The sequence below is a fragment of the Paenibacillus sp. J53TS2 genome (genome assembly GCF_018403305.1).
GTDB lineage: Bacteria > Bacillota > Bacilli > Paenibacillales > Paenibacillaceae > Fontibacillus > Fontibacillus rhizolycopersici.
Genome location: NZ_BOSK01000006.1, coordinates 278,696 through 290,492 on the forward strand (window position 1 = coordinate 278,696; position 11,797 = coordinate 290,492).

Genomic DNA, 11,797 nt, shown 5'->3' on the forward strand with positions numbered 1-11,797 from the left:
TACTCTCGCAGCGCTCGAGACTCCGCTCAACCGCCCCGCTTGGGCGGGCGGCTTCGCTTCGACACCCCCCCACCGGGGGTTCTCATCCCAACCTGTGAACGCAAAAACACTCTCCATTTAGGAGAGTGTTTTTTGTTACGTCCCAGGAGGTGTACTCTCGCAGCGCTCGAGACTCCGCTCAACCGCCCCGCTTGGGCGGGCGGCTTCGCTTCGACGAACCCCCACCGGGGGTTCTCATCCCAACCTGTGAATGCAAAAACACTCTCCTAATGGAGAGTGTTTTTTGTTACGTCCCAGGAGGGATTCGAACCCCCGACCGACGGCTTAGAAGGCCGTTGCTCTATCCAGCTGAGCTACTGGGACATCTTCAATATGAAAAACACAAGCAAAAAATATTATATCATATGAGGTGTACAGGATCAAGATCCATAAGATAAAATTGGCAGGAGCGCAACAGACGCATGATCTAAGCGCCAGGGCTACCCGCTCAGACATAAGGTTTTTGTCTTCGCCGGGGACTATGCTATAATCTCAATTAATTGCTATTCGGATGAAAGGAGGTGCCCTTATCAGCAGTTTACGACCCGATGAGAAAGACAACATCGTCTTGTTTCCAAAAACACTGGATTACTATCAGATCGAATTGACCCGCATGCTGGAGACGGAAAGATACGGGGAGGCCGTTGAACTTCTGCAGTTCCTGCTTCAGTGCCAGGGTGAGGATCCACGGCATTACGAGGAATGGCAGGCTTTGCTTGACTGGCTGATTGGCGCATTTCCCGCGCTGAAGAACGGCATGACGGATTCGCAGGGTCTCGAGGATGAAGACGAAACCGAAGAAATGTTGGCACGCCGGCTCGCAGAGGCCAAACTGGCTGAAGATGCGGGTTATGCGGACAAATTATTACATACCGTGAGGGACAAACCGCTATCGGAACAGACGTTTCTGGCTCTTGAACAACTCGCTTACCTGGATCGGCCAGAAGTTGACGATGCGCTGATCGGATGGATTACCCGGGAGGAGCTTCATCCGCTACTCCAATACCGGGTGCTGCAAACGCTGCGACGCAGTGGAACGACAGGGACGCTGGTATTTACGCGCGGAGGCGAGCGGGTGGAGGTGGAGATCGAAGCCGTCCCGCTTAAACCGGAGGATTTCCCCCCTGCCGTGCAGTCCGTATTGGACCGCGTAGGAGATCTGACGCAGGTTCATGATCCGACTCTTTTTTATTTCGCCCAAGAGTTATGGTCGCAGTTCGTCATGGCTTTATACGGAACGGTGGATTATCGTTCGCTCCTAAGCGAGGAAGATTCGGTGATCGATATTTGGGCGGCGGCATTACATCAAATGGTAGCGGATAGCTTGTCCGGCAGCCAAACTGATGAGGAAATTCGCGCCATGTACGGGATTACCGATGGGCTGCGGCTTCGGTATGAGCAGATCTGCCGGTTGCTCGGCAAATTCGTCGCTTCGGGACGGCTTCGCGGAATGTAGCGGGTGGGACAAGAAAGAGGATCATTCTATGAAGCTTGTAAAAATCCGTTTGCCGCGCCCAATACCTGGCTGAGGATCGGCTCTTGTAAAAAGATGTTTTGTTGTTTATAATATAATGGTTATTCTGATCGTGCTCATAGAGACAGCTATACTGGAACCCTAATGCAAGATGCCTCGAAATAGCTGCTTTATTCGCGATTCGGTTTCAGTATTTAAAGTATATGTGAAATTTGGAGGGGAAGGCATAAAATGAAAGCAACTTGGGAAAAAATAGAGAAGAACCTCGGCGTACTCGAGGTTGAAGTGGAGGCGGACCGTGTAGCCGCCGCACTGGATAAAGCTTTTCAAAAGGTAGCAAAGAGAGCGAACGTACCTGGCTTCCGTAAGGGTAAAGTGCCTCGGCCGATTTTTGAAGCGCGTTTTGGCGTGGAAAGCTTGTATCAAGATGCCATCGACATCTTGCTGCCTGAAGTGTACAGCGAAGCTGTAGATCAAACGGATATTTTCCCGGTGGATCGTCCTGAAGTGGACGTTGAGCAATTTGCTAAAGGACAACCTTTCAAGTTCAAAGCAAAAATCACAGTTAAACCTGAAGTGAAACTTGGCGATTACAAAGGCGTAGAAGTTCCTGCCGTTACCGTTGAAGTCAGCGAAGACGAACTCAACAGTGAACTGGAGCGTCTGCAACAACGTCATGCAGAGCTTGTTGTGGTTGACGAAGAACCGGCCCAAAACGGGGATACGGTTGTTATCGACTTTGACGGTTCCGTAGACGGTGTGCCTTTCGAAGGCGGTCAAGCAGAACGTTATTCCTTGGAACTCGGAAGCAACACGTTTATTCCTGGGTTTGAGGAACAAGTGGTAGGTCTGGCTACCGGCGACTTTAAGGACGTAACAGTCACTTTCCCGGACACGTACCATGCCGAAGAACTGGCTGGCAAAGAAGCCGTGTTCAAAGTGAAAGTGCATGAAATCAAACGCAAACAACTGCCTGAACTGGACGATGAGTTCGCGAAAGACGTTAGCGAATTCGATACGCTTGCTGAGTTCAAGGAAGACCTGAAGAAACAACTGAGCTCCCGCAAAGAGCAAGAAGCGAAGTCAACCCGTGAAGGGGCACTCGTTGATAAAATCGGCGAGAATGCGGAAGTGGAAATTCCGGAAGCCATGATCAATGGCGAAGTGGATAACATGGTTCGCGACTTCGACAACCGTCTTCGCTCGCAAGGCATGAACCTGGACATGTTCCTGGGCTTCTCCGGCCAAACGGTGGATGACCTCAGAGGACAAATGCAGGGAGATGCCGAGAAACGCGTTCGCAACAACCTGGTGCTTGAAGCGATTGCGAAGGCTGAGAAGATCGAAGTGACTCAAGACGAAATCAACAAAGAACTGAACGATATGGCGGAAGCTTACAAGCGTACGCCGGAAGAAATCCGCAACATCTTGGCGGCGAATGGTTCTTTGGGAAGCTTGAACGAGGAAATTCTGATCCGCAAGACGATCGAGTTCTTGCTGGAGAACAGCAAAGAAGTTCCAGCCGAGCAAGCGGAAGCAAAGTCTAAAGAAGCTAAACCGGCTGCAAAGAAAACGACGAAGAAATCGACGAAAGCTGAATCGAAAGCAGACGCCGACAAAACCGAAGCCGAAGAAGCCCAAGACGAAGAGTAATTCACTCTAGCCTTGAACCCGCTTCTTTGAATACATCACGATAAAAGTTAGGGCACGTATGATAAAATGCGTGCCTTAATTTTTCATCTCCGAACGATACATTTATTTCCATTACGCACGGGACAAGCCTTAGGTTATATAATGTGTAAAAACAAACATAAACTGTACGGGGCGAAAAATGACATGGGGCTTCGAACATGATAGAATGTTTTACGTAAGTGTAAGGGAAATTGATAAGGAAAAGAGGTTGGTCGCATGAGTCTGGTACCTATGGTCGTAGAACAAACGAATCGAGGAGAACGGTCGTACGACATCTATTCAAGACTCCTTAAAGATCGCATTATTTTTCTCAGCAACGCTATTGATGATGAAGTTGCCAATCTCGTGATTGCCCAACTGTTGTTTTTGGCGGCCGAAGATCCTGAGAAAGATATTCACCTGTACATCAATTCTCCGGGTGGTTCCGTTACCGCGGGGATGGGTATATATGATACGATGCAGTTTATCAAACCTGATGTGTCCACCATCTGCGTGGGTATGGCGGCCAGTATGGGATCGCTGCTGCTGACGGCGGGGGCCCCGGGTAAGCGTTTCGCGCTTCCAAACAGCGAAGTGATGATCCACCAGCCGCTTGGCGGCGTTCGCGGTCAGGCAACGGATATTAAAATTCATGCCGACTGGATCATCAAGACGAGACAAAAACTGAACCAGATCTATGTAGATCGTACGGGTCAACCCCTTGAAAAAATCGAGCGCGATACGGACCGCGACTTCTTCATGAGCGCGGATGAAGCCAAGGACTACGGGATTATCGACAAGGTTATCTCCAAGCCCACTAATCTATAAAGGGGTGTTTACATGTTTAAGTTTAACGATGAAAAAGGACAACTGAAATGCTCGTTCTGCGGCAAATCGCAAGAACAGGTACGCAAGCTTGTTGCCGGACCCGGCGTTTATATATGCGACGAATGCATTGAGCTGTGCACGGAAATCGTGGAAGAAGAGCTTGGCCACGAGGAAGAACTGGATCTCAAGGAAATTCCGAAGCCCAAGGAAATCCGCGATATTTTGGACCAGTACGTCATCGGCCAGGAGCAAGCGAAGAAATCGCTGTCCGTTGCGGTTTACAACCACTACAAGCGGGTGAACACGCAAAGCAAGATCGAGGATGTCGAGCTGCAGAAGAGTAACATTTTGCTGCTCGGTCCTACGGGTTCGGGGAAAACCCTCCTTGCCCAAACGATGGCGAAAATCCTGAATGTACCGTTCGCGATCGCAGATGCGACTTCCTTGACCGAAGCCGGCTATGTCGGCGAAGACGTCGAGAATATCCTCCTGAAGCTGATTCAAGCTGCTGATTATGATGTGGAAAAAGCGGAACGCGGCATCATTTACATCGACGAAATCGATAAAGTGGCGCGTAAATCGGAGAATCCTTCGATTACCCGCGACGTTTCCGGCGAAGGCGTGCAGCAGGCGCTGCTGAAAATTCTGGAAGGTACGGTCGCTTCCGTTCCGCCTCAAGGCGGACGTAAACATCCGCATCAGGAATTTATCCAAATCGATACGACGAATATTTTGTTCATTTGCGGCGGCGCGTTTGATGGTCTGGAGCAAATGATCAAACGCCGGATCGGCAAGAAAGTCATTGGCTTTAATGCGGTCAGCGATGGGCAAAAGGATCTTAAACCGGGCGAATATCTGTCGATGGTATTGCCGGAAGACCTGCTGAAATTCGGGTTGATCCCGGAATTCGTAGGCCGTTTGCCGGTCATCTCGACCCTCGAGCCGCTGGATGAGAAGACGCTGGTTCGCATTTTGTCCGAACCGAAGAATGCGCTGGTGAAGCAATACCAGAAGCTGCTCGAGCTGGACAACGTCAACCTGCAGTTTGAACCGAAGGCGCTGGAAGCGATCGCTCAGGAAGCGATTAAGCGTAATACCGGGGCGCGTGGTCTTCGTGCAATCATTGAGGGCATTATGCTTGACGTGATGTATGAAGTACCGTCCCGCGACGATATTTCCGACTGCGTCATCACCGAGAAGGTCGTTCAGGAGAAAACCGTTCCTGAATTGGCTGCTAAGCCAAACAAAAAACAAGAAGAAAGCGCGTAAGCGGGAAACCGTTTGTTCACGCTAAAATTAAGGTCAAGGTTCTCCACCTTTGCGGTTGTCGTGCCCTCAGAAAGCGCGGCTCCTGCGGGGGTGGAGCTTTGATCGTTATGGGAGAGACCAGACATGACATTCTTGAGACAAGATACGCGGCCGGTCAAAGTCGGGAATCTGACGATCGGCGGCAGCAACGAAGTTATCATTCAAAGCATGTGTACGACGAAAACAGCGGACGTTGAAGCGACAGTCGCGGAAATCCTCCGGTTGGAGGAAGCGGGTTGCCAGCTGGTACGCGTGACGGTGAACAATGAGGAAGCGGCTGCGGCGATCAAGGAAATCAAGAAACGGATTCATATCCCTCTGGTTGCGGACATTCACTTCAACTACAAGCTGGCGCTGCTGGCAATCGAAAACGGCATCGACAAGGTCCGGATTAATCCGGGCAACATCGGCCGCCGAGAGAAGGTTGAGGCCGTTGTTAAAGCTTGTAAGGAACGCGGCATCCCGATTCGAATCGGGGTAAACGCCGGCTCGCTGGAGAACCATTTGCTTGAGAAATACGGTTATCCGACCCCGGAAGCGATGGTGGAGAGCGCTTTGTTCCATATTGGCATTCTGGAGGAGCTGGACTTCCATGATATTATCGTATCGCTGAAGGCTTCGGATGTCCCGATGGCAATCGCAGCCTACACCAAAGCGGCTGAGGTGATTCCTTACCCGCTGCATCTGGGTATTACAGAAGCCGGTACCTTGTTCTCCGGTACGGTTAAGAGCGCAGCTGGTATCGGTGCCCTCTTGTCGATGGGCCTTGGCTCGACGGTACGTATCTCGCTAAGCGCCGACCCGGTAGAGGAAGTGAAGGTAGCGCGCGAGCTATTGAAGACGTTTGGGCTGATCACCAACGCTGCGACGCTCGTTTCTTGCCCAACCTGCGGGCGCCTGGATATCGACCTGTTCTCGATCGCCAATGAGGTTGAAGCTTATATCTCGAACCTGAAGGTACCGATCAAGGTATCTGTACTCGGTTGCGCCGTCAACGGCCCCGGGGAAGCACGCGAAGCGGATATCGGCATAGCCGGCGCACGCGGGGAAGGGCTGCTGTTCCGCTACGGAGAAATGATTCGCAAGGTGCCGGAAGCCGAGTTGCTGAACGAGTTGAAGAAAGAGATCGATCATATCGTTGAGGTGTACGAGGCGACCGGTGAAATTCCGGGACGCAAGGAACACCGGGCTCACGTCCAGTCCTAATTCGAGGTTACCCCAAACCGCAATCTGCTTGATGCAGGCTGCGGTTTTTTTGTATGTCAAGCAAGGAAAATGAGAGCAAATGATGTAGTTTTTACAACATTCCACGACCCTACGGTGAAAACTCAAAGAAATGTTGCAGTAAATACAACATTTCTTTGACTCAAGCCTCTCCTCCCTGCTTCAATACGAGTTGGATAAACTCTAGAATATTCCCACTTGAAAATCCTTGTTTTACCTTGGAGCGAAAAGGCTATACTACCAAGTATCAGTCCAAGAGGTTGTTCAAAAAGTCGTCCGACTTCTTGAACAAGCAGTATAAGTGTGGGAGGCGTAACGCGTATGGATTTTAATGTTATCCTGATGGCGGTCCAAATGTTCTTTGCCGTAGTCATCGGGCTTTATTTCTGGAATCAACTGCGTAGTCAAAAAGGGAATCGACTCGCGGTGGACCGGGAATCGCGCAAGGAAATGGAAAAATTGCGCAAGCTTCGGGCCGTCTCGCTCACCAAGCCGCTTGCGGAGCGAACCCGTCCAGCCTCGATGAACGACATCGTTGGGCAGAAGGACGGTTTGCGAGCGCTTAAAGCGGCGCTTTGCAGCGCCAACCCGCAGCATGTGATCATTTACGGGCCGCCAGGCGTAGGTAAAACAGCAGCGGCACGCGTCGTGATGGAGGAGGCCAAGAAAAATCCGGTCTCTCCGTTTAAAACCGATGCCAAATTCATGGAAATCGACGCAACCATCGCACGATTTGATGAACGCGGCATCGCTGACCCGTTGATCGGTTCGGTGCATGATCCGATTTACCAAGGGGCGGGGGCCATGGGCGTTGCCGGCATTCCGCAGCCTAAACCCGGTGCGGTCACGAAAGCCCATGGTGGCATTTTGTTTATCGATGAAATCGGCGAATTGCATTCGATTCAAATGAATAAACTGTTGAAGGTCTTGGAGGACCGCAAGGTGTTTCTGGAGAGTGCGTATTATAACTCTGAAGATGCAAATACGCCGGCGTATATCCACGATATTTTCCAAAATGGGTTGCCTGCTGATTTCCGTCTGGTAGGGGCGACAACCCGTTCACCGCAAGAGATTCCGGCTGCCCTGCGTTCGCGGTGCATGGAAATCTATTTCCGCCCGTTGCTGCCGGAGGAAATTGCCCAAATCGCCGAGGATGCCGTGAAGCGGATTGGCTTCCAGCCTTGTCCGGAAGCAGTGGAGGTCATCAAGAAATATGCGACCAACGGCCGCGAAGCCGTTAATATGGTCCAATTGGCCGCTGGCCTTGCCCTCACCGAAAAGCGCGACCATCTGATGGCGTCGGATCTGGAGTGGGTGGCAACAAGCAGCCAGCTTGCGCCGCGCCCGGACCGCAAAATTCCGGCACAACCTGCGGTTGGCGTCGTCAACGGACTGGCCGTGTACGGCGCGAACATGGGCACGTTGCTAGAGATCGAAGCGACGGCCGTTCCGGCTGAAAAGGGCAAAGGCCTTTACAATATTACCGGCGTTGTGGACGAAGAGGAAATTGGCGGAGGCAGCCGTACGTTACGCCGCAAGAGTATGGCGAAAGGGTCGGTGGAGAACGTTCTGACCGTTCTGCAGCGGATCGGCCTGAACCCATCGAACTATCACCTTCATATCAACTTTCCGGGCGGAACCCCAATCGACGGTCCGTCCGCCGGGCTCGCCATTGCCACCGCCATTGCGTCGGCGATCAAGCAAGTCCCGGTGAACCATCAGATCGCCATGACCGGCGAGCTGGGGATCCACGGCAAAGTGAAGCCGGTTGGCGGCGTTGTGGCTAAGGTGGAGGCGGCGTTTCAGGCAGGCGCGACTACAGTGTTGATTCCGAAGGACAACTGGCAAACGTTATTCGAAGGGTTGGAAGGGCTGCAGGTCATTGCCGTCGAGACATTAGGAGATGTGTTCCGCCATGTCTTTGGTCCCGAAGCGGAGAAGAACCTCGAGCTGCCGATTGGCGGAGAGTTGTTTGCCCCGGCAACCGCACCTGCGCCTTTCCTGCATGCGGAGTCTCCTTCGCAAGGCGGGGCGATGTAACCGGGGAAGATACGAATTCGATAACGTCCGGCTCGTTTGCTTTCCGGGGGGCGGCTGCCTGAAGCGGCCGCTCCTCGTTGGTGTTTTTATGTAACATTTGCTAAAATAGCAATGATATCAACAGAGAACGTTTGGAGGTGCATAAGCGATGGGACCCCATAAATCCAAAGGCCGGCGTTTCCCGCTGCTGCCGCTGCGCGGTCTGCTCGTCTATCCAAGCATGGTGCTGCATTTGGACGTAGGACGGGAGAAATCCGTGAAAGCGCTGGAAAAGGCCATGGTCGAAGATAATCTGATTCTCCTCTGTTCTCAATCGGAAGTGAACATAGAAGAACCAACCCAAGAAGATATCTTTCGCATCGGCACCGTCGCGAAGGTGCGCCAGATGCTGAAATTACCTAACGGTACCATCCGGGTGCTGGTGGAAGGCATGGAACGCGCAGAAATTATCGAATATTTGGATAATGACGAATATTATGAGGTTATGGCCAAAGAACGTCCGGAGGAAGAAACGGTCGATCCGGAAGTTGACGCGCTCATGCGCACGGTGTTAACCCAATTCGAACATTATATCAATTTATCCAAGAAGGTTACGCCGGAGACGCTGGCTGCGGTATCTGACATTGAGGAAGCGGGGCGCCTGGCAGACGTCATTACCAGCCATTTGTCGTTGAAGATCAAAGATAAGCAGGAAATCCTTGAAACGATCGACGTCCGCAAGCGGTTGGAGAAACTCCTCGACATCTTGAATAACGAGCGCGAAGTGCTTGAGTTGGAACGTAAAATCAACCAACGCGTCAAGAAACAAATGGAGAAGACGCAGAAGGAATATTATTTGCGCGAGCAAATGAAAGCGATCCAGAAGGAGCTCGGCGAGAAAGAAGGGCGGGCTGGAGAAGCGGAAGAGCTGCGGACCCAACTCGAGGAGAAAGGGCTGCCGGAGAACGTTCGGGAGAAGGTCGAGAAAGAAATCGATCGCCTGGAGAAAATGCCGGCCACCTCGGCGGAAGGCGGCGTTATCCGCAATTACGTGGATTGGCTGCTTAGCTTGCCGTGGAGCAACAAGACCGAGGATGACCTGGATCTCGCCAAGGCGGAACAGGTGCTGAATGAAGACCACTATGGTCTGGATAAGCCGAAAGAACGGGTCCTGGAATATTTGGCCGTACAGAAGCTGGTCAAAAAACTGAAAGGGCCGATTCTTTGCCTAGTCGGACCACCGGGGGTCGGGAAAACGTCGTTGGCTCGTTCAATCGCTCGTTCCCTGGGTCGAGAATTCGTCCGCATTTCGCTCGGCGGCGTTCGGGACGAAGCGGAAATCCGTGGACACCGCCGTACCTACGTCGGCGCCATGCCTGGCCGGATTATTCAGGGCATGAAGACGGCAGGCACGCTGAATCCGGTGTTTCTGCTGGACGAAATCGACAAGATGGCCTCCGATTTCCGCGGCGACCCCTCGTCGGCGTTGCTTGAGGTACTGGATCCGGAGCAAAATAATACCTTCTCGGATCATTTTATCGAGGTTCCGTTTGATCTTTCGAACGTCATGTTCATCACGACGGCTAACGCGGTGCATAATATTCCGCGTCCGCTGCTCGATCGGATGGAAACGCTGTTTATTCCCGGTTATACGGAACTGGAGAAGCTCCAGATCGCGAACCGATATTTGCTGCCGAAGCAAAAACGCGAGCATGGGTTGGAACCGGAGCAACTGGCGATCGGTGAAGACGTATTGCTGAAAGTCATCCGCGAATATACTCGCGAATCCGGCGTCCGTAATTTGGAACAACAGGTGGCCGCATTATGCCGCAAAGCCGCGAAACAGATCGTATCCGAAGACAAGGAGCAAATCTCAATCACCTCGGACACGTTAAAGGATTATCTCGGCCCAGGGAAATTCCGTTACGGCATGGCCGAGCTGGAGGACCAGATTGGCACAGTCACCGGGTTGGCCTGGACGGAGGTCGGCGGAGAAACGCTGGTGATCGAGGTGACGGTCGTGCCGGGCGCCGGGAAGCTCACGCTGACCGGTAAGCTGGGCGATGTCATGAAGGAATCCGCGCAGGCGGCTTTCAGCTACACTCGTTCCAAAGCGGCGGAGCTTGGGATTCCGCTTGATTTTCACGAGAAGAACGATATTCACATCCATATCCCCGAAGGGGCCATTCCGAAAGACGGTCCGTCGGCAGGCATCACGATCGCTACGGCGTTGATCTCGGCCTTAACCAACCGCCACGTTTCCAAGGACGTCGCCATGACCGGCGAAATTACACTGCGCGGACGCGTGCTGCCGATCGGCGGATTGAAAGAGAAATCGCTTGCCGCACATCGGGCGGGCTATCGCAAAGTCCTGATGCCGAAGGACAACGAACGCGATCTGCGCGACATTCCGGACAGCGTTAAGGAAGATCTGGAGTTCGTGCCGGTGTCCCACATGGACCAAGTGCTCGAGCATGCGCTTGTGGAACATCCCGAAGTGCATTAGCATGAAAGGCGCGGCGGAAGCTTACACCGCGTTCAAGAGAGGAATTGAATGATGAAAGTAACTAAGGCTGAATTTATCATCAGCGCCGTTGGCCCCGATCAATATCCTGAGGACGCCTTGCCGGAAATTGCTCTGGCAGGGCGTTCCAATGTGGGCAAATCGTCGCTGATCAACCGAATGATTAACCGTAAAAATCTGGCGCGCACGAGCTCGACTCCCGGCAAAACCCAGCATCTGAACTATTACCGGATCAATGATCGGGTCTATTTCGTGGACGTGCCAGGCTACGGGTACGCTAAAGTATCTAAGACGCAGCGCGAGGTCTGGGGCAAAATGATCGAGAAGTATTTGCAGGAGCGGGAGACGCTGAAGCTGGTCCTGCAAATCATCGACCTCCGGCATCCGCCAACCAAGGACGACGAGTTGATGTACGATTGGTTGAAGGCGTACGATCTACCCGTTTGCGTCGTTGCGACCAAAGCGGACAAGATTCCGAAATCGCGCTGGCAAAAGCATCTGAAGATCATCAAGGAAGGGCTGGTACTGCGGGCGGGCGATCCGCTGATTCTCTTTTCCGCGGAAGAGGGGATTGGAAAGGACGAGCTATGGGCGCAGATCGCGCGGTATGCTGAACTTTCGGAGGAATCAGAGGATAGGATTCCGGACGGCGAGGAAGCCGAAAATGGAAAAAGTTAAGAATTCGATGGATGCGGAAGGGATTTGAAGTA

8 protein-coding genes and 1 tRNA gene are annotated in these 11,797 nt (G+C 52.5%); 8 read left to right on the top strand and 1 reads right to left on the bottom strand.

The annotated features are described in order from the left end of the window. Window positions 1-289 precede the first annotated feature (289 nt). A tRNA-Arg gene (locus KJS42_RS15480) sits at window positions 290-363 on the bottom strand. A gap of 187 nt (window positions 364-550) precedes the next feature. Here KJS42_RS15480 and KJS42_RS15485 point away from each other — a divergent pair. The 8 genes from KJS42_RS15485 to yihA all read left to right on the top strand — a co-directional run bounded on the left by KJS42_RS15485 (window position 551) and on the right by yihA (window position 11,765). After that, a complete protein-coding gene (locus tag KJS42_RS15485; protein ID WP_213623359.1) occupies window positions 551-1,495 on the top strand; it encodes a hypothetical protein in 945 nt (314 codons plus the stop codon). Between the two features lie 249 nt (window positions 1,496-1,744). After that, the gene (gene tig / locus KJS42_RS15490; RefSeq protein WP_213623360.1) at window positions 1,745-3,166 is read left to right on the top strand and encodes a trigger factor; all 1,422 of its coding nucleotides are present in this window, start codon (window positions 1,745-1,747) and stop codon (window positions 3,164-3,166) included. Window positions 3,167-3,421: 255 nt separating this feature from the next. Beyond that, window positions 3,422-4,012: an ATP-dependent Clp endopeptidase proteolytic subunit ClpP gene (gene clpP, locus KJS42_RS15495; RefSeq protein WP_155608615.1), complete on the top strand. Its 591-nt coding sequence runs from the start codon at window positions 3,422-3,424 to the stop codon at window positions 4,010-4,012. 12 nt (window positions 4,013-4,024) lie between these two features. Beyond that, window positions 4,025-5,281: an ATP-dependent protease ATP-binding subunit ClpX gene (gene clpX / locus KJS42_RS15500; RefSeq protein WP_155608616.1), complete on the top strand. Its 1,257-nt coding sequence runs from the start codon at window positions 4,025-4,027 to the stop codon at window positions 5,279-5,281. Between the two features lie 123 nt (window positions 5,282-5,404). Continuing rightward, window positions 5,405-6,526, top strand: coding sequence for a flavodoxin-dependent (E)-4-hydroxy-3-methylbut-2-enyl-diphosphate synthase (ispG, locus tag KJS42_RS15505; protein WP_155608617.1), 1,122 nt, complete (start codon window positions 5,405-5,407; stop codon window positions 6,524-6,526). A 339-nt stretch (window positions 6,527-6,865) separates the two neighbouring features. Further along, complete coding sequence (gene lonB / locus KJS42_RS15510) at window positions 6,866-8,584, top strand: ATP-dependent protease LonB (protein WP_155608618.1); 1,719 nt, start codon at window positions 6,866-6,868, stop codon at window positions 8,582-8,584. A 148-nt stretch (window positions 8,585-8,732) separates the two neighbouring features. After that, window positions 8,733-11,069 (top strand): endopeptidase La, encoded by a 2,337-nt coding sequence (gene lon / locus KJS42_RS15515; protein ID WP_213623361.1) that lies wholly within the window; start codon window positions 8,733-8,735, stop codon window positions 11,067-11,069. A gap of 51 nt (window positions 11,070-11,120) precedes the next feature. Then, window positions 11,121-11,765 (top strand): ribosome biogenesis GTP-binding protein YihA/YsxC, encoded by a 645-nt coding sequence (gene yihA, locus KJS42_RS15520; protein ID WP_213623402.1) that lies wholly within the window; start codon window positions 11,121-11,123, stop codon window positions 11,763-11,765. Window positions 11,766-11,797: the final 32 nt, after the last annotated feature.